Below are 17,798 nucleotides of genomic sequence, written 5' to 3'. Positions count from 1 at the left end.
GCTGCCGGAAGGCGGCGCCCTTTCCCTTTGGCAGACTAGGGATTGACGGTCAGCCGCGCGCGCCGAACAGCGCGGTGCCCACGCGCACGTGGGTCGCACCGAGCATGATGGCGGTTTCGAAATCGCCGCTCATCCCCATGGACCGGCCGGGAAGGCCGTTGTCGCGCGCCAGCTTGTCGAGCAGTGCGAAGAAGGGCGCAGGCTCGATATCGGCCGGAGGGATGCACATGAGGCCCGCCAGCGGAATGCCTGCCTCCCGTGCCTCGGCAACCAGTGCCGGCAGGTCGGCAATCGCACAGCCGCCCTTCTGGTCCTCCTCGCCCACGTCGACCTGGATGAAGCATTCGGGACAGCGTCCCGCCTTCTCTTTCGCCTTGGCCAGCGCTTTCACGAGGCTGGAGCGGTCGAGCGAATGGATCACGTCGAACAGTTCGACAGCATCCTCCGCCTTGTTCGACTGCAACTGGCCGACCAGATGCAACACCGCTGCCGGAAAGCGCTCTTTCAGCTCGGGCCACTTGCCTTGCGCTTCCTGCACCCGGTTCTCGCCGAAATGGCGCTGACCTTCGACCAGCAAGGGCTCGATCGCTTCTGCGGGATGCGTCTTGCTGACGGCGACGAGCGTCACCTCGCCCGGATCGCGGCGGGCAATCGTGCAGGCCTTGGCGATTTTCGCCCGGACCTCTTGAAGCGGAGTCTCTGCCTTTTCCATGGCGAGGCGCTATAGCGTCCCCATGCACGCGCGCCAGTCCCTCCCACTGCTTTGGCTCCTTTCGGATGTGCGCAACGATGCCGGGCTGGAGCAGGCGCTCGAGAGATTGCCGCAGGGGTCGGGCATCGTCTTCAGGCATTACCACCTCGATCCCGCCGCCCGCCGCGCGCGTTACGTTACGCTCTGCGCCAAGGCGCGGGTGAGGCGACACCTCGTGATCCTCTCGCGGGCAGACTGGGAAACGGTCGCCGCGTGGGATGCGGACGGCCTATACGGCTCGCCGGAGCACCTCCCGGGCGACCCGCCGCCGGGCAAGTTGTGGCTCGCGACCGCGCACGACAGCGAGGAGATGCAGCAGGCCCTCGCGCTAGGTGCCTCGGGCATCTTTCTCTCGCCCGTCTTCCCCTCGGCCTCGCACCCGGGCGGCGAAACGCTCGGCGTGTTCGGTTTTCGCGTGCTCGCGCAGCAATCCCCGGTGCCGGTGATCGCGCTTGGCGGGATGGACGAGGCGCGCGCAAGGGAACTCGATTGGCCGCGCTGGGGCGCGATCGACGGACTCGCCTCGACGAAGGTCGCTTGACGGGCGACTCCTGCCCGATTCATACTGCAGATTCACGACGGACCAGGGGAAAGACAATGGCATCGCGCGCAGGCGCCAAACCCGATTGGCGGGCGGCTTTCCGCCGTTCGCTGCGCCGTGCCACGCACATGGCGGGCGCCGCCTTCCTGCTGTTCATGCTGGTGTTCCTCGCCCTGTCGCTGGCCAGCTATACGCAAACCGATCCCAGTGCCTCGACTGCTGCGGCCGGTACGCAGGTGGCAAACTGGATGGGAGCAAGCGGCGCCTGGATAGCAGAGCGCGCCTATTTCTATTTCGGTCTTCCGGCCTTGCTTCTGCTGCCGCTGCTGTGGATCTCGGCCCGCCGCCTCTGGACGGGTGTCGAGAATGCCGACGAGCAGGAAACGCCGGGCAAATGGTGGGGGCCCTTTGCCCTGCTGCTCTTGGCAATGGCTCTGCTGGGAACGGTCGTCGCTCTGTTGTTCGACACCAGCCCCGGGCCCCTTCCGGCTGGCGCGGGCGGGCTTGCCGGCCTGCTGGGCGCAGGCGGTATCGATGCAGTGGCGACCCGCTTCGGCGGCGATTTCAGCGGCTGGATTACGGGCGCGCTCGGTGTCGTGTCGCTGGGTGCCGGACTGGCGCTGGTAACGAAGGTCTTCGCGCTCGACTGGGCGCAATTCTTCACCCTGCCGCGCTTCTTCGACCGGCGCGTCGAACTGTCCGATATCGACCTGCCGCTGGTCCCGAAGAAGGCGCGCCGCGCCCGGCCCAAGGTGGACGAGGACGACGACGATGCGGACGAGGACGTGCCGCAGGAACGCCGCCGCGCGCCCGAAATCGCCGATCCGAAGCCTGCTCCTGCACGCTCGCAACCGGCCAAGGCGAAGCAGCGCGACATGTTCGCCAATTACCAGCTGCCCAGCCACGATTTGCTCGACGATGCGCCGCCGCATTCGGCGCAGAAGCTCGACAAGATCGCGCTGGAGCGCAATGCGCGCCTGCTCGAAAACGTGCTCGACGACTTCAATGTAAAGGGCGAGATCACCGCGGTGCGCGCCGGTCCGGTCGTCACCATGTACGAGCTGGAGCCGGCACCCGGCATCAAGGCCAGCCGCGTGGTCGGGCTTGCCGAAGATATCGCCCGCAACATGAGCGCGATCAGCGCGCGCGTCTCCCCCATTCCGGGCAAGACCGTAATCGGCATCGAACTGCCCAACGCCGACCGCCAGATGGTCAGCTACAAGGAACTGGCGACCTCGGCCGCCTTCGTCGACAGCAAGGGCTCACTGCCGATGATCCTGGGCAAGGACATCGCGGGCGAACCGATCATCGCCGACCTTGCAGCCATGCCGCACCTGCTGGTCGCAGGTACCACGGGGTCGGGCAAATCGGTGGGGCTCAACGCGATCCTGCTGTCGCTGCTCTACCGCTTCACACCCGACGAGTGCCGCCTGATCCTGATCGATCCCAAGGTCCTGGAGCTCAAGACCTACGACGATATCCCGCACCTCCTTTCACCCGTGGTGACCGAGCCGGCGAAGTCGGTCCGCGCGCTGAAGTGGGCGGTCGAGGAAATGGAGCGGCGCTACCGCATGATGAGCAGCGTGAATTCGCGCAACATCGCGGGCTTCAACGAAAAGGTGAAGGCGGCCGCCGCCAAGGGCAAGCCGTTGGGCCGCCGCGTGCAGACGGGCTTCGATGCGGAAACGGGCGAGGAACTCTACGAGGAAGAACAGCTCGATTACCAGCCGCTGCCGCTGATCGTGCTGATCGTGGACGAGCTGGCCGACCTCATGGTCACTGTCGGCAAGGAGATCGAGGTGCTGATCCAGCGCCTGTCGCAAAAATCGCGTGCCGCCGGCATCCACCTGATTATGGCGACGCAGCGCCCCTCGGTCGACGTCATCACCGGCGTGATCAAGGCGAACCTGCCGACACGCATCAGCTTCAAGGTCACCAGCCGCATCGACAGCCGCACGATCCTTGGCGAACAGGGCGCGGAGCAGCTGCTGGGCAAGGGCGACATGCTCTACAAGCCGAACACCGGCGCGATGATCCGCGTCCACGGCCCCTTCGTCGCCGACGAGGAGGTCGAGCGGGTGGCCGATCACTGGCGCGCCCAGGGCAAGCCCGACTATGTCGATGCCGTTACCGAAGAGCCGGAAGACGGCGGCTTCAATTTCGAGGACGATTTCACCGCTTCCGACAATCCGGAAGAGCGCAAGTACCGCCAGGCCTGCCAGATCGTGGTCGAGAACCAGAAGGCGAGCGGCTCGTGGCTGCAGCGCCAGATGGGGGTCGGCTACAACACCGCTGCCAAGTGGATCGAGCGGATGGAAAGCGAAGGGCTGGTCGGGCCCGCAAACCATGTCGGCCGACGCGAGATTTATCGCGACCAGGACGGCAACCCGATCTAGGGAGACACGATGGCCCGTATCGTCACGCCTGAAGCCGAAGAAGCGGACCGCCGCCCCACGCCGGGCTGGGTTCACAGTCCGATCGGCCGGGCGCTGGTCCCGCTGCGCCGGTGGTGGTTCGACAGCGTTATCGAAGGCGTCGACCATACCGCCGTTATCGCCAATGTCGCCGGCGAGAGCGATACCAGCCCGCGCTATATCTTCATGATCATGATGTCGGCGGGCATTGCCATTCTCGGCATGCTGCTATCATCGCCTGCGGTCGTCATCGGCGCCATGCTGCTGTCACCGCTGATGAGCCCGATCATCGGTGCGGGCTTCGCGCTGGCCTCGGGCAAGATCAAGTGGCTCAAGATCAGTATCCGCGCACTCGCCATCGGGACGATTGCGGCGGTCCTGTTCACCGCGCTCATCGTCTTGGTGTCGCCCCTGCAGACCGTCACGCCCGAGATCGCTGCCCGTACGCAACCGAACCTGTTCGACCTGCTGGTGGCATTGTTTTCCTCGCTGGCAGGCTCCTATGCGCTCATTCGCGGACGCGAAGGCACAATCGTCGGCGTCGCCATCGCCACGGCGTTGATGCCGCCGCTTGCCGCTGTCGGTTACGGTCTTGCCACCGCCAACTGGACGGTCTTCGGCGGCGCGCTGGCGCTCTACATCACCAACTTCCTGACCATCGCCCTGTCGGCAACGATCATGGCGCGCCTCTACGGTTTCCGCACCGATCTGTCGGCGCGGCAGGGTTGGTTCCAGAACGTCGGCATCTTCGTGGTCTTCATCGCGCTGGCTATTCCGCTCGGCTTTTCGCTGCGCGACATCGCCTTCGAGGCCACCTCGCAGCGCGTTGTGATCGATACGATTTCCGACAGTTTCCCGGACAAGGCGCGGGTCAGCGACACCGCCATCGACTGGGATTCCGAGCCGCTTCAGATCAGCGCCACGGTCTTCACGCCCCAGTTCAACACCGGCGCGAACGAAGAGATCAAGCGCCGCCTCGAGCGCCGGTTCGAACGCCCCGTGACCGTCGTCATCGAACAGCTGCGCGTGGGCGCCGACCCGGGTGCGGCCGAGCAGGCGGAACTGGTGAAGGCGCGCGCGGAACAGCAGGCCGCGGCGACCGAACGGCAGATCTCCGAAATGGTCGGCGAACTCGCGATGGTCGCAGGCGTCCCCAAGACCGAGGTCACTGTCGACCGCGACAATCGCCGGGCCGTGGTGGAGGCATCGCAGCTGCCGGGCCTGACACTGGACGGCTGGCGCATGCTGGAAGGCCGTGTCGACGCAGGCATGCCGGGATGGACCGTCGAACTGCACCCGCCGATGTTGCCGCTTCCCGCCATCACGCTGATCGACGGTCAGCCGGACGAGGCGGGCAAGGTCGCCATGGACGTCATCGCCTGGGCTGCGGACCGCCGCGGACTGGGTGTCGTTCTGGCCGGGCGGGGCGAGGCCTTCGATTCGGTCGCTACGGCATTGCGGGCCAAGGGCGTGACACTAACGCAAACCGATGGCGGTTCCGCCAGCCGTATCGAAGTGCGCTGGCAGGCGCTTCCGCAATAAGATTTCGCGCGCCCCGCCCGTGCTTGCGGGTGGGGCGTCGCGGGCGTAACGGCTGGTTCCGAGAAGGAGACCCAGGCAATGCGCATCGGCTGCCCCAAGGAAATCAAGAACCACGAATATCGCGTCGGCTTGACGCCCGAAAGCGCGCGCGAGCTGACGGCGCGCGGACACGAGGTGTGGATCGAGACCGGCGCAGGTCTCGGCATCGATGCGACCGATGCGCAGTATCAGGCCGCAGGCGCGAAGATCGTCGAAGGGCCGGACCCCATTTTCGCCGAGTGTGAAATGGTGGTGAAGGTCAAGGAACCGCAGGCGGTCGAACGGGCCAAGCTGCGCGAAGACCAGATCCTCTACACCTATCTCCACCTTGCGCCCGATCCGGAGCAGACCAAGGAACTCGTGGCGAGCGGTGTCACCGCGATCGCCTATGAAACGGTGACCGGTCCCAACCGTACGCTCCCGCTGCTCAAGCCCATGAGCCAAGTGGCAGGCCGCATGAGCGTGCAGGCCGGCGCCACCGCGCTCGAAAAGGCCCATGGCGGGCGCGGCGTGCTGCTGGGCGGCGTTCCGGGCGTGATGCCGGGCAAGGTCGTCGTCATCGGCGGCGGCGTGGTCGGCTTCAATGCCGCCCAGATGGCCGCAGGCCTTGGTGCCGACGTCACCATCCTCGACCGCGATCCCGAAGTGCTGGAGCGTGTCGGCACGCATTTCGAAAGCCGCGCCAAGACGCGCTTCTCCAATGTCGCGAACCTACATGACGCAGTGTGCGGTGCCGACCTCGTCATCGGTGCAGTCCTGATCCCGGGCGCTGCCGCACCCAAGCTGGTCACCCGCGAGATGCTGGGCGACATGCAGAAGGGCGCGGTCCTCGTCGACGTCGCGATCGACCAAGGCGGCTGCTTCGAAACCAGCCGTCCCACGACCCATGCTGAGCCGACCTACGTGGTCGACGACATCGTGCACTATTGCGTCGCCAACATGCCCGGCGCCGTCGCGCGTACCAGCACCTATGCGCTGAACAACGTGACGCTGCCGCACGCGCTGCGCATCGCCGATCTCGGCTGGAAGGAAGCCCTGCGCACCGACCCGCACCTGGCAGAAGGCCTCAATGTCCACGCCGGCGAAGTGACCTACGAAGCCGTCGCGCGCGAACTCGGCTACACCTACCGTCCGACCAGCGAACTCGTCGGCTGATCAGTCCCGGAAGGGTGCCAGCACTTCGCTGCGCACCCTGACGAGGCGCTGGGTTTCCCGGTCGAGCATCGCCCATGTGGTCGATGCCGAAACGATGACCTTGCCCGCCTCGTTGCGGAACTCGACGCGGCGCACGGATGTCGCTCCGCGCGGCTCGCCCTCGATCCAGGTCTGGCCGGTGACCGCCTGGCCTTCGTCGACATTGCCGCGGTAATCGATCTCGTGCCGGGTCACGACCCAGAAACAGGCGGCACGGTCTTCCTCGCGCGCGGTGCTTTCCCAGTGGCTGGTCGCAAGGTCCTGAATCCATTGGACCCAGACGGCATTGTTGACGTGCCCGAGCTCGTCGATGTGCTCGGGCCGGGCGGTGAATTCTTTCGAGAACAGTTTGGTCATGCGGTGCATCCCGGTGCGCGGCGGCCCACGCGCGCCAGCATGGCGCACAGGTCTGCCTGCGGTTCGTCGGACCCGTCGTGGATGAAGCGGCGGACGCGTGCGGCAAGATCCGGGTCCTTGCTCTCGCGGGTCAGCTGGGCGAGCCAGTCGCTTACCGACACGATCCCGTCACCGCCCATGTCGCGACGGTTCGCCTCGATCAGCGAGCGCCAGAAATCGAAGAAGTCGCGCGACCCGTTTTGCTGCGCCGCCCCTTCGGCGATCATGCCGAGCACGGTGCCGCAGGCGTAATTAGCGCGGTAATCGCGGCGGCTGTCGGCCTCGTCGAGCGGTCCCTTGGCCGAAAGCTCGATGCAGTCCTTCCACTCGCGCGCGATATCGAAGCCCGGTTCATGGGCCGGGTCGATCGACTGGATCAGCCGGTAGGCGAGCAGCGAGGCGCCGCCTTCGCTGATCCAGGCCGCTGTCTGGTCGGGATGCCTGACCGTCTGGCCGAGCCAGAAATGCGCCGTCTCGTGCGAGAGGAACCAGCGGACCGGCTGGATTTCGTCCGGCAGCTTTTCGAGCATGCCTTCGCCTTCGAAGCGCAGGGTCACGATCCCAGGCAACACGCTGCCGCCGCGGCTGATGCGGCCCGGCGTCGGTCCGGCCCATGTCGCTATCACCATGGGCTTGCCGCCCAGCGCAGGCGAGCGCAGCCGATCGGTCAGGCCGTCGAGCGCCTGCGGCAGGAAGCTGCCGAGTTCTCCCAGCATCCAGCCCGGGATGGCCGGATCGAGCAGGCCCGTGAAATGCTCGGTGGCGATGAATTCAGGCGACCCGAAAATGACATAGGTATCGCTGTCGTGTGTCGTGACCGAGGAGAATGCGCGCCCCTTGTAGGTGAGGTCGCCGGAGCCGTTCGTGAATGCGAACTCGGCCACAGGCTCTTGCGAAGCTGCGAAGCCCGTCTCGCCCGCCCAGGGCTTGGCAAGGAAGTGGCCGGTAAAGAGCGCCACGGTCCCGTCGCTGAAGACCATCGCCGGATCGTAATCGGCGAACAAATCCTGACCGAAAGGCTCGAAGGCAATCGTCACGCTGTCCGGCATCGCGTCGCCGGTGGTGCGCAGGACGTCGCGTTCCCCTTCGCGGACCAGCTCTACGCCGGGAGTCAGGACCTTCCAGCTGGCGAGGCGCCAGCTCGCATCGAGTTCGCGCGCCCGGTTGGACCGCACGAAAGCCCAGTCCTTCGCGCCCTCGGGGAACGTGAAGGTGGCGCGCCAGTCGTCGCCGGTATGACTGACCTCGACGCGCAGTGTCGGCTCGTCGGCGCGATCCCCGGCTGCAAGCGGCGCTGCGAAAGCAGCGAGGAGGAGGGCGAGCACCCCCCTCACCAGCCTCATTTTGTCATCCCGAGCTGCCACAGGATAAAGGCGTATTCCTCCGCAACCTCATAGATCGAGGCGAAGCGGCCCGACTTGCCGCCGTGGCCTGCACCCATGTTGGTCTTGAGGAGCAGCTCGTTGTCGTCGGTCTTGTATTCGCGCAGCTTGGCGACCCACTTGGCGGGCTCCCAATAGGTGACGCGCGGATCGTTGAGGCCGGCGGTGACCAAGAGCGGCGGATAGTCCTGCGCGATGACCTGGTCGTAAGGCGAGTAGCTGAGGATATAGGCGAAGGCCTGCTTGCTCTCGATCGGGTTGCCCCATTCCGGCCATTCGCCCGGCGTCAGCGGCAGGTCCTTGTCGAGCATGGTGTTGAGCACGTCGACGAAGGGCACATGCGCCACGACCGCGCCCCAAAGGTCGGGATCGGTGTTGAGCACGACGCCCATCAGTTCGCCGCCGGCCGAACCGCCGCTGGCGGAGATCTTGCCCTTCTGCGTGTAGCCCCTGTCGATCAGGCCCTTAGCCACGTCGACGAAGTCGTTGAACGTGTTGGTGCGCTCGTTGAGCTTGCCCTGCAAATACCAGTTGCGGCCCAGATCATCGCCGCCGCGGACATGCGCTATGGCGAAGGCAAAGCCGCGGTCGACCAGGCTGAGGCGCGTGGTCGAGAAGTTCGGCGGATAGGCGAAGCCGTAGGCGCCATAGGCATAAAGGTGCAGCGCGCCGCCCATCGGGCGATCCTTCAGGCTGACGATGCTGACCGGCACCATCGTGCCGTCGCGCGCCTTCACCTCGATCCGCTCGACCTTGTAGAGCGAAGGGTCGTAGCCGCTCGGGATTTCCTGCTGCTTGAGGAGTTCGAGTTCGCCCGTCTTCACATGATAGTCGAACACCGAATCCGGAGTTACCATGCTTTCATAGGCAAGGCGCAGTCTGTCGGTATCGTATTCGGGATTGTTCGACAGGCCGGTCGAAAAACTCGCCTCGGTAAAGGCGACCGGCTTCACGAGGTTCGGGTCCTCGTAGGAACGCAGCTGGATCTGGTCGAGGCCGCGCAGGCGCCCTTCGGTGACGTAGAAGTCCTTGAACAGCTCGAAACCGGACAGGTAGAATTCGTCCGAACCGGGGATCAGCGTCTTCCATTCGCCGGGCTTGTCGAGGCTGGTCGTGGCGAGGCGGAAGTTCACGTGATCGTCGTTGGTGTGCACGTAGAGCACGCCGTCGCGCACATCGACGTCATACTCGCGGCCACGCTTGCGCGGGGCGACGAGGATCTGCTCGCCGGTCGGATTGTCGGCGCGGACAAGGCGGATCTCGCTCGTCTCGTTGTCGCCGGTGGCGATGACCAGCCAGTCTTCCTGCGCGGTCAGGCCGGTAGCGACGCTGAAGCCTTCTTCCTGCGTCTCGCGGTAGAGTTCGACGTCCTCGGACACAGGCGTGCCGAGCACGTGCAGCGTCGCGTCATGGGTGCGCCACTGTTCGGTGCTCTTGCCGTAGACGATGCCCTTGTCGCCCATGACCCAGGTCGGGCCGGAACGCGTGCCGGGGATCTCGTCCGCCAGCATTTCGCCCGTCTCGAGGTCCTTGATCACGATAGTGAAGCGTTCGGACCCATTGGTGTCCGTCGAATAGGCGAGATAGCGACCGTTATTCGACACGGAGAAAGCACCGAGGCGGAAATAGTCGAGCCCTTCGGCAAGCTGGTTCTCGTCGAGGATCAGCACCTTGTCGCCGCCGGCCACCGGCTTGCGGTACCACTTGCGGTATTCCGCGCCTTCCTCGAACTCGGTCCAGTAGAGCCAGTCGCCGTCCTTCTGGGGCACCGTGGAATCGTCTTCCTTGATGCGCGCCTTCATCTCTTCGTAGAGTTCGTCGACGAGCGCCTTCTGCGGCTCCATCCGCGTCTCGAACCAGGCGTTCTCCGCCTTCACATAGGCGAGGATGTCCTCGTCATCGACGACCGGATAACCCTGGTCCTTGAGCCAGTGATAGGGGTCGGAAATCGTGATCCCGTGGTGGGTATAGGAATGGTCGCGCTTCTCTGCAGAGGGCGGCGAGGTCGGTGCAGTCACGGAAGTCCCTTCGGATGTTTGCGCGGCAATCGGGGTGCCGGCGAGAAGTGAGGCAGCAGATAGGCACGCGGCCATTTGCTTCAAAGACATGAATCATTTCTCCCCGGGGCGGCACAAAGGTGGAAAGCCGTGCCGCGAGTGGCTAAGTTGGCAAAGTGACTATGCGGCGGGACGCCTCGCCGCAAGCGCGCTCTCCACCGATGCGGGAGGGCGCCCGACGAACGAATACTGGAAGGATCGCCGCCATGCTTATGCAGACCCACGAAGCGCGTCTCGATGCGCTCAGGACCGAACTCGAAAAGCGGGGCCTCCATGGTTTCGTCGTGCCGATTTCCGACGAGCACATGAGCGAATATGTCGGCTCCTATGCCCAGCGCCTGCACTGGCTGACCGGCTTCGGTGGCAGCGCGGGCAGCGCGGTAGTGCTGAAGGACCGGGCCGCCATGTTCACCGATGGCCGCTACACCGTCCAGGTGCGCGAGCAGGTCGACGGCAAGCTCTACGATTACGAGGACGTGCCCGCGACGAGCCCGGCCAAGTGGATCGCCGCCAATGCGCCGCAGGGCGCGAAGATCGGCTATGACGCATGGCTGCACGGCATCGGCTGGGTGGAAGAGGCAGAAAAGCTGTTCGCCAAGAAGGGCATCGAACTGGTCGCGGTCGACGGCAATCCGATCGACGCGGTCTGGGGCGACCGGCCCGAGCCGAGCAAGGCGGCGGCCGTCCCGCACGACGACCGCTTCGCCGGCCGCTCCAGCGCCGACAAGCGCGCCGAGATCGCCGACTGGCTGAAGCGCGAAGGATACGACGCGACCGTGATCAGCGCGCTCGATTCGGTGGCATGGCTGCTCAACATGCGCGGCACCGACGTCGACAACACGCCGGTGGCGCTGTCCTATGTGCTGGCCCATGCCGACGGCACGGCCGAGCTGTTCATCGCGCCGGACAAGGTCACGCCGGAACTCTCGCAGCACCTCGGCAATGCCGTGCGCATTCGTGACCGCGACCAGTTCGAGCCTGCGCTGGCAGAACTCGCGGGCAAGACCGTGGCGGTCGATCCCAAGCATGCCGTCGCCGGTATCTTCCACGCGCTCCAGGCGGGCGGGGCGAAGGTCGTGCGCGACGACGATCCGACAGTCCTGCCCAAGGCAATCAAGAACGAGGCCGAACGCCAGGGCCACCGCGATGCGCAGGCGCGCGACGGCGCGGCCATGGTCAAGTACCTGCGCTGGATCGAAGAGAATGCGCCTTCGGGCGAAATCGATGAACTGGGTGCAGCAGCCAAGCTGCGCGAACTGCGCGGCCTCAGCCCCGATATGAAGGATACCAGCTTCGACACCATCAGTGCTGCAGCCGGCCACGCGGCCCTGCCGCATTACAAGGTGGACGAGGACAGCAATATCCCGATCCCGCCGTCCAGCATCTACCTGTGCGATTCGGGCGGCCAGTATCCCGACGGCACGACCGACATCACCCGCACCGTGTGGGTCGGCCCGGGCGAGCCGACGGCGGAAATGATCGACCGCAACACCCGCGTGCTGAAAGGCCATATCGAGCTCGATCTTGCCCGCTTCCCCGACGGGACACCCGGCGGTGCGCTGGACGTGCTGGCGCGCATGCACCTGTGGCAGGCGGGCATGGACTACGGGCACGGCACCGGCCATGGCGTCGGCAGCTACCTGTCGGTCCATGAAGGCCCGCAGCGCATTTCCAAGCCGGGCGGCGCATTTCCCGGGACAGAAACCCCGCTGCGCGAAGGCATGATCCTGTCGAACGAGCCGGGCTACTACAAGCCGGGTGCCTACGGCATCCGCATCGAGAACCTCGTGCTGGTGGTCGATGCGCAGATCGAGGGTAGCGAAGGCAAGTACCTCACTTTCGAGACGCTCACGCACGTGCCGCTCGACCGCAGGCTCGTCGACAAATCGCTTCTGACCGAGCGCGAGATTGCATGGTGGAACGCTTACCATGCCAAGACCCGCGACATCCTTGCGCCGCAGCTCGAAGGCGATGACCTCGCTTGGCTCGAACGGGAATGCCGCCCCTTGTAGCACGCCAGATGTTCCCGTAATGTTCCGACGGTCGCGAGTCGTTTTGGAAGGAGCAGGCTGATGATCGGTTACGTTACACTGGGGACCAATGACCTCGCGCGCGCGGCGAAGTTCTATGACGCTATCGCCGCCGAAATGGGCGTCGGGCGCATGATGGATTTCGACACCTTCATCGCCTGGGGCACATGGGACGGCGGGGCCGGCATCGCTGCCACCAAGCCGTTCGACGGCGAAGCGGCCAGCGTTGGCAACGGCACGATGGTGGCGCTTGAAGCGAAGGACCGCGACCAGGTCCAGCGGCTCTACGACATTGCGCTCAGCCACGGCGGGTCCGATGAAGGCGCGCCCGGCCCCCGCGGCGAGCCGGACGAGAACGGCATGGTGTTCTACGCTGCCTATTTCCGCGATCCGGATGGCAACAAGCTCAACGCCTTCCTCATGGACAAGGTGGCCTGATGTCCGAGGCGCGCCGTCTCGCCGACAGCTTCCTCCATTTGGGGCTGGGCGCGACGGCAGTACCTCAGCCGCCCTTCGACGGCTACGAGTGGTACGAGGGCTATGGGCGGCGTCACGGCGACGATGGTGGGGAGGGCCGACTGGTCAGCCAGCACAGCTTTACCGAGGACTGGCCTGCGTGGGAAATGCATCCGCACGGATCGGAAGTCGTGATCTGTACCGCCGGCTCTATAGTGCTGCACCAGGAACATCCTGACGGCGTGCGGGAAAGCGTGACGCTGGAAGCGGGTGAATATGCCGTCAATCCGCCCGGCGTCTGGCACATCGCCGATATCGAGGCTGCGGCCACGGCCATCTTCATCACTGCCGGGGAAGGAACCCAGCACCGCCCGCGTTGATCTTGCGGCCATGTGAACGGCGCATCCCTGCCGCGACAAAGCGATACAATTCTTCCCGATTGCGGCATAAAGCTGCGACATGGCGTGCCTAGACAAGGGGGCATGAGCTGCGGCGTTGTCCCGACATACCCTCCCCCCAGACCCCGGCGCGTCGCAGCTCTCCCGTTTTCAGGAGATTGAACCATGAAGAAGATCGCCCTTTCGCTTTCAGCAGCAGCCCTTGCCCTGACCGGCACCGCCGCGCTCGCCAACCATCACGGTCAGCGGCCCAATCCCGATGCCAATGGCGACGGTAACGTGACCCGCGCCGAAATGACCGCCCATGCCGACAAGGCCTTTGCCCGCATGGATGCGAATGGCGACGGCGCCATCAATGCGCAGGACCGTGCCGGACACCGTCAGGAGATGTTCGCCAAGGCGGATGCCAATGGCGATGGCGAACTCTCGCAGGCCGAGCTGAAGGCCATGCACGAAGCGCGCAAGGAACGCCGCGAACAGCGCCGCGAAGCGCGCGCGCCCCAGCGCGAAGCCCGCATGGCCGAACATTTCGCTCGCATGGACACCGACAAGTCGGGCGGCCTCTCGCAAGAAGAGCTGAAGGCCATGCACGAGGCGCGCGGCGAACGCGGCAAGGAAGCGCGCAAGGGTCGCCGCGGCGGACGTGGCGGCGGCATGCAGATGCTGCGCACGGCCGATGCCAATGGCGACAAGAGCGTGACCCGCGCCGAATTCGACGCGGCTCTCAAAGCGCATTTCGCCAAGGCGGATGCGGACGGCAACGGTGTCATCACCGCGGAGGAACGCGAGGCCATGCACGAGGCGCGCAAGGAGCGCCGCATGGAACGCCGCGGCCAGTAAGGCGCTTGCTCCACCCTCTGCCCGCACGGTAGGCGCAGTGACGAGACATGACCGAAACTGCCCCCACCAAGCTCCTGCTCGTCGATGACGAGCGCACCCTGCGCGAACCCCTGGCCGAATATCTGACCGGCCAGGGGTTCGTGGTGCAGGAAGCCGAAAGCGCTGCTGCCGCGCGCAGCCTGCTGATGCGCGAGACGCCCGATCTTGTCCTGCTCGACATCATGATGCCGGGCGAGGACGGCCTGTCGCTCTGCCGCCACCTCGTCGAGAGCCGCGGCCTGCCGGTTATCCTGCTGACCGCCAAGGGCGAGGCGATGGACCGGATCATCGGCCTCGAAATCGGTGCCGACGACTATGTCACCAAGCCTTTCGAACCGCGTGAACTGGTTGCCCGCATCCGTTCGGTCCTGCGCCGCGCCGACCGCGCGCCCGACCAGGCCGACGAGGAAATGCTCTATTCCTTCGAGGGCTGGCAGCTCGATCCGCTGAAGCGCCGCCTGACCGATCCTGAAGGGACGCTTGTGCCCATCTCGACCGCCGAGTTCCGCATGCTGCGCGCCTTCTGCGACCACCCCCGCCAGGTCCTCGACCGCGACCGCCTGCTCGACATGGTGCAGGGACGCGAGGCGCAATTGTTCGATCGTGCGGTCGACAACCAGGTCTCCCGCCTGCGCCGCAAGATCGAAGCGGACAGCCGCGACCCGCAACTCATCCAGACTGTGCGCGGCGGCGGTTACCGGCTCGCGGCCGATGTCGTGCGCATTCAGGGCGGGAAGGGCTGATGCGCCTGATGCCGCGCAGCCTGCTGGGCCAGGTGATGCTGGCGCTCGCCGTCGCACTGCTCGCCGCGCAGGCGATTTCGGCAACGCTGCTCTACCGTGCGTCCGAACAGCGGCGCGAACTCGCGCTCATGCATGCGGCGGCCTTCCAGCTACTCGCCGGCTCGCAGCGTAGCGAGGGGGGGCGGGACTTTCGCGCCATCGATCGCGAGATGGCACGCCCCCTTCGCCCCCGCGGCGATGGTCGCACACGCCTGCCGCGCCGCTTGCGCTACACAGAAAGCGCCGCCAGCCCCCTGAAGCCCGGCGAAAACCGCATGACCGAGCGCGAGGAAATGCTGGCAGGCCTGCTCGAGACGCAGGGCATTCCCGTCGACCGGGTCGAAATGACCATCCGCCCGATGCGCGAGGACGAGCGGGTCCTTCAACTTATGCGCGAGCGGCCCCGCCTGCGCCGGCGGCACGGTGATATGCCATCGGACCTGCTGGTCGTCGGTCTGCGCCAGCAGGGCAGCGACACCTGGCAGGTCGCGCGCCTGCCCGTCCCGCAGCGCGACCGCGCCCCGGTCCGCACGCTGGTCATGCAGAGCATCATCATGTTCGTGCTGCTGGTAGGCATCCTCTACCTCGTCCTGCGCCGCATCACGCGCCCGCTCAATGCACTGGCCGAGCGCACGGCGCGCTTCGGCACTTCGGGCGTGGCTGCGGAGCCGCTCGAACCGACGGGCCCGGATGACGTCAGTCGACTGATCACCGCCCACAACGCGATGGAGGCGCGGATCGGCGCCATGCTCGATGAAAAGGACGTGATGCTGGGTGCCATAGGGCACGATCTCAAGACGCCGCTCGCCGCCTTGCGGGTGCGGGTCGAAGGAGTGGAGGATGCAACCGCGCGCGAACGCATGGCGGAAAGCATCGAGGACATTACCCGCACGCTCGACGACATCCTTTCGCTGGCGCGCCTCGGCAGGGCGAACGGGGACGCGGAGCGCACCGACCTTTCCGCGCTGGCCGCCTCCGTGGTCGAGGAATTCGAGGATATGGGCGAGCCTGTCAGCCTGGCCGAGGGGGAACGGCTGGTCGCCCCGGTCCATGTCACATGGCTCAAGCGAGGGCTCAGGAACCTCGTCACCAATGCGCTGCGATACGCAGGGTCCGCCCGCGTGGCAGTGCTGCGCGGCGAGGGCGGCATTGTCCTGCGGGTCGATGACGAAGGGCCGGGCATTCCGCCCGACCGCATTGCCGACATGCTCGAACCCTTCGCCCGCGGAGAGGCCAGCCGCAACCGAGCGACCGGCGGTGCCGGCCTCGGCCTCACGCTGGCGCGCGCGGTGGCCGAACAGCACGGTGGCAAGCTGGTGCTGGCAAACCGCCCGGAAGGCGGGTTGAGAGCGGAAATCCGCCTGCCGGCCTAGCGCATCAACCCGCCGACGATATTGCGCACGAAGGCATTGAGCCCGGTGCGTACCGGGTCGGCGCTCGACTTCTTGCCCAGCACCGTCGCCACCGCGATCGAGGTGAGCGAGCCTGCCGCAGCAGTGGCAGCGGCCTTGCCGGCCTTGCCCCACATGGACGTCGTCTTGCGGCTGCGCTTGGCAACTTCCTCGCGGCCCTGCTCCTCGACTTCGGCAGCGGTGGCGGAGGCATCCGCGGCCTTGGCGGCCAGCACTTCCTCAGCGCTCTCGCGGTCGACCGCTTCGTCGTATTTCCCGTCGATGTCGCTCACCGAATTGATAATCGCCCGCTCTTTCTCGGTAACCGGGCCGAGGCGGGAATGGGGCGGCTTGATCAGCGTGCGCTGGACGATGGAAGGCGCGCCGTCCTCGTCGAGCGTGGACACCAGGGCCTCGCCCACCTTCAGCTGGGTGATCGCCTCGGCGACATCGAGGTCGGGATTGATGCGGAAGGTTTCGGCGGCCGCCTTAATTGCCCGCTGGTCGCGCGGGGTGAAGGCGCGCAGCGCGTGCTGAACGCGGTTGCCCAGCTGGCCGGCAATCTTTTCGGGAATGTCGATCGGGTTCTGGGTGACGAAATAGACACCCACGCCTTTGGACCGGATCAGGCGCACGACCTGTTCGACCTTGTCTTCGAGGGCGTCGGGAGCATCGTCGAACAGCAGGTGCGCCTCGTCGAAGAAGAACACCAGCTTGGGTTTCTCCGGATCGCCTACTTCGGGCAGGGTTTCGAACAGTTCGGCCAGCAGCCACAGCAGGAAGGTCGCGTAGAGCTTGGGGCTGCGCATCAGCGTGTCGGCGGCGAGTACGTTGATGACGCCGCGCCCCTGGTCGTCGACCTTGAGGAAATCGTCGATCTCCAGCGCCGGCTCGCCGAAGAAGCGGTCGGCCCCTTGCGATTCGAAGCTCAGCAACTGGCGCTGGATCGCACCGACCGTGGCGCGTGCGACATTGCCGTACTTGCCCGACATCTCGCTCGCATTCTCGCTCGCGAAAGCCAGCATCGACTGCAAGTCGCCGAGGTCGAGCAGCAACAGGCCGTTGTCGTCGGCATAGCGGAAGATGATGTTGAGGACGCCTTCCTGCGTCTCGTTGAGGTCGAGCAGGCGGGCGAGCAGCAGGGGCCCCATCTCCGACACCGTGGTGCGGATCGGGAAGCCTTTCTCGCCATAGAGGTCCCAGAAGACGGCGGCGTTATCGGCATAGGCATAGTCGTCCATGCCCAGTTCCTTCGCGCGGCCTTCCAGCTTGTCGGCGTGCTTGAACTGGGGCGAACCGGCCATGGAGATGCCGGAGAGGTCGCCCTTCACGTCGGCCACGAAGACCGGCACGCCGCGCGCGGAGAAGCTTTCCGCAAGACCTTGCAGCGTGACCGTCTTGCCGGTGCCCGTCGCACCCGCGATCAGGCCGTGGCGATTGGCCTGCGCCAGCCGCAGGAACTGGTTCTCGCCATTTGCGCCCAGACCCAGGAAAATATCGTCCATCGACCCTCTGTCCCTCTCGTCAACTGTCGCCTTCGGTGTGG

15 protein-coding genes are annotated in these 17,798 nt (G+C 65.9%); 10 read left to right on the top strand and 5 right to left on the bottom strand.

All coding sequences use genetic code 11. The features are described from left to right. Positions 1 to 49 precede the first annotated feature (49 nt). Complete coding sequence (locus LCL94_RS05705) at positions 50 to 712, bottom strand: YggS family pyridoxal phosphate-dependent enzyme (protein WP_224831368.1); 663 nt, start codon at positions 710 to 712, stop codon at positions 50 to 52. Between LCL94_RS05705 and LCL94_RS05700 the strand changes: the two genes are divergently transcribed. The 4 genes from LCL94_RS05700 to ald all read left to right on the top strand — a co-directional run bounded on the left by LCL94_RS05700 (position 711) and on the right by ald (position 6,442). Beyond that, positions 711 to 1,292, top strand: coding sequence for a thiamine phosphate synthase (locus LCL94_RS05700; RefSeq protein WP_224831367.1), 582 nt, complete (start codon positions 711 to 713; stop codon positions 1,290 to 1,292). The two genes, LCL94_RS05705 and LCL94_RS05700, sit on opposite strands and share 2 nt — an antisense overlap. A 56-nt stretch (positions 1,293 to 1,348) precedes the next feature. Further along, positions 1,349 to 3,688: an FtsK/SpoIIIE family DNA translocase gene (locus LCL94_RS05695; RefSeq protein WP_224831366.1), complete on the top strand. Its 2,340-nt coding sequence runs from the start codon at positions 1,349 to 1,351 to the stop codon at positions 3,686 to 3,688. A 9-nt stretch (positions 3,689 to 3,697) separates the two neighbouring features. Further along, a complete protein-coding gene (locus LCL94_RS05690) occupies positions 3,698 to 5,248 on the top strand; it encodes a DUF389 domain-containing protein (RefSeq protein ID WP_224831365.1) in 1,551 nt (516 codons plus the stop codon). A gap of 78 nt (positions 5,249 to 5,326) precedes the next feature. Continuing rightward, on the top strand, positions 5,327 to 6,442 hold the full coding sequence (ald, locus tag LCL94_RS05685) for an alanine dehydrogenase (protein WP_224831364.1): 1,116 nt from the start codon (positions 5,327 to 5,329) through the stop codon (positions 6,440 to 6,442). Here ald and LCL94_RS05680 read toward each other — a convergent pair whose 3' ends face one another. Genes LCL94_RS05680 through LCL94_RS05670 form a run of 3 tightly spaced genes read right to left on the bottom strand, consistent with a single transcriptional unit; the run spans position 6,443 to position 10,367 of the window. Beyond that, positions 6,443 to 6,838: an acyl-CoA thioesterase gene (locus LCL94_RS05680; protein ID WP_224831363.1), complete on the bottom strand. Its 396-nt coding sequence runs from the start codon at positions 6,836 to 6,838 to the stop codon at positions 6,443 to 6,445. It lies immediately after the preceding gene. Further along, on the bottom strand, positions 6,835 to 8,220 hold the full coding sequence (locus LCL94_RS05675; RefSeq protein WP_224831362.1) for a hypothetical protein: 1,386 nt from the start codon (positions 8,218 to 8,220) through the stop codon (positions 6,835 to 6,837). Before LCL94_RS05675 ends, LCL94_RS05680 begins: the two co-directional genes overlap by 4 nt. Continuing rightward, positions 8,217 to 10,367, bottom strand: coding sequence for a S9 family peptidase (locus LCL94_RS05670; RefSeq protein WP_412070774.1), 2,151 nt, complete (start codon positions 10,365 to 10,367; stop codon positions 8,217 to 8,219). The genes LCL94_RS05675 and LCL94_RS05670 overlap by 4 nt, the downstream gene beginning before the upstream one ends. 155 nt (positions 10,368 to 10,522) lie before the next feature. Between LCL94_RS05670 and LCL94_RS05665 the strand changes: the two genes are divergently transcribed. The 6 genes from LCL94_RS05665 (at position 10,523) to LCL94_RS05640 (ending at position 16,234) form a co-directional block, all read left to right on the top strand. Beyond that, entirely contained in the window at positions 10,523 to 12,328 is a 1,806-nt protein-coding gene (locus LCL94_RS05665; RefSeq protein WP_224831361.1) for an aminopeptidase P family protein, read from the top strand. A gap of 60 nt (positions 12,329 to 12,388) precedes the next feature. Beyond that, complete coding sequence (locus tag LCL94_RS05660; protein ID WP_224831360.1) at positions 12,389 to 12,784, top strand: VOC family protein; 396 nt, start codon at positions 12,389 to 12,391, stop codon at positions 12,782 to 12,784. Continuing rightward, positions 12,784 to 13,182, top strand: a complete 399-nt coding sequence (locus LCL94_RS05655; protein WP_224831359.1) for a cupin — start codon at positions 12,784 to 12,786, stop codon at positions 13,180 to 13,182. The genes LCL94_RS05660 and LCL94_RS05655 overlap by 1 nt, the downstream gene beginning before the upstream one ends. 183 nt (positions 13,183 to 13,365) lie before the next feature. Then, the gene (locus tag LCL94_RS05650; protein WP_224831358.1) at positions 13,366 to 14,040 is read left to right on the top strand and encodes a hypothetical protein; all 675 of its coding nucleotides are present in this window, start codon (positions 13,366 to 13,368) and stop codon (positions 14,038 to 14,040) included. A 47-nt stretch (positions 14,041 to 14,087) separates the two neighbouring features. After that, a complete protein-coding gene (locus tag LCL94_RS05645; protein WP_224831357.1) occupies positions 14,088 to 14,822 on the top strand; it encodes a response regulator in 735 nt (244 codons plus the stop codon). Then, a complete protein-coding gene (locus LCL94_RS05640) occupies positions 14,822 to 16,234 on the top strand; it encodes an ATP-binding protein (RefSeq protein ID WP_224831356.1) in 1,413 nt (470 codons plus the stop codon). The genes LCL94_RS05645 and LCL94_RS05640 overlap by 1 nt, the downstream gene beginning before the upstream one ends. Here LCL94_RS05640 and LCL94_RS05635 read toward each other — a convergent pair. Next, on the bottom strand, positions 16,231 to 17,757 hold the full coding sequence (locus LCL94_RS05635; RefSeq protein WP_224831355.1) for a helicase HerA-like domain-containing protein: 1,527 nt from the start codon (positions 17,755 to 17,757) through the stop codon (positions 16,231 to 16,233). The two genes, LCL94_RS05640 and LCL94_RS05635, sit on opposite strands and share 4 nt — an antisense overlap. Between the last annotated feature and the right edge of the window lie 41 nt (positions 17,758 to 17,798).

Origin of the sequence: Qipengyuania gaetbuli (assembly GCF_020171365.1) — a bacterium.
Taxonomy (GTDB): domain Bacteria; phylum Pseudomonadota; class Alphaproteobacteria; order Sphingomonadales; family Sphingomonadaceae; genus Qipengyuania; species Qipengyuania gaetbuli_B.
This window is presented reverse-complemented; position numbering and strand designations above follow the sequence as displayed.

Coding starts and splice junctions, on each gene's coding strand:
- LCL94_RS05700 (WP_224831367.1), top strand. CDS start 711: ATGGCGAGGCGCTATAGCGTCCCCATGCACGCGCGCCAGTCCCTCCCA.
- LCL94_RS05705 (WP_224831368.1), bottom strand. CDS start 712: ATGGAAAAGGCAGAGACTCCGCTTCAAGAGGTCCGGGCGAAAATCGCC.
- LCL94_RS05695 (WP_224831366.1), top strand. CDS start 1,349: ATGGCATCGCGCGCAGGCGCCAAACCCGATTGGCGGGCGGCTTTCCGC.
- LCL94_RS05690 (WP_224831365.1), top strand. CDS start 3,698: ATGGCCCGTATCGTCACGCCTGAAGCCGAAGAAGCGGACCGCCGCCCC.
- ald (WP_224831364.1), top strand. CDS start 5,327: ATGCGCATCGGCTGCCCCAAGGAAATCAAGAACCACGAATATCGCGTC.
- LCL94_RS05680 (WP_224831363.1), bottom strand. CDS start 6,838: ATGACCAAACTGTTCTCGAAAGAATTCACCGCCCGGCCCGAGCACATC.
- LCL94_RS05675 (WP_224831362.1), bottom strand. CDS start 8,220: ATGAGGCTGGTGAGGGGGGTGCTCGCCCTCCTCCTCGCTGCTTTCGCA.
- LCL94_RS05670 (WP_412070774.1), bottom strand. CDS start 10,367: ATGTCTTTGAAGCAAATGGCCGCGTGCCTATCTGCTGCCTCACTTCTC.
- LCL94_RS05665 (WP_224831361.1), top strand. CDS start 10,523: ATGCTTATGCAGACCCACGAAGCGCGTCTCGATGCGCTCAGGACCGAA.
- LCL94_RS05660 (WP_224831360.1), top strand. CDS start 12,389: ATGATCGGTTACGTTACACTGGGGACCAATGACCTCGCGCGCGCGGCG.
- LCL94_RS05655 (WP_224831359.1), top strand. CDS start 12,784: ATGTCCGAGGCGCGCCGTCTCGCCGACAGCTTCCTCCATTTGGGGCTG.
- LCL94_RS05650 (WP_224831358.1), top strand. CDS start 13,366: ATGAAGAAGATCGCCCTTTCGCTTTCAGCAGCAGCCCTTGCCCTGACC.
- LCL94_RS05645 (WP_224831357.1), top strand. CDS start 14,088: ATGACCGAAACTGCCCCCACCAAGCTCCTGCTCGTCGATGACGAGCGC.
- LCL94_RS05640 (WP_224831356.1), top strand. CDS start 14,822: ATGCGCCTGATGCCGCGCAGCCTGCTGGGCCAGGTGATGCTGGCGCTC.
- LCL94_RS05635 (WP_224831355.1), bottom strand. CDS start 17,757: ATGGACGATATTTTCCTGGGTCTGGGCGCAAATGGCGAGAACCAGTTC.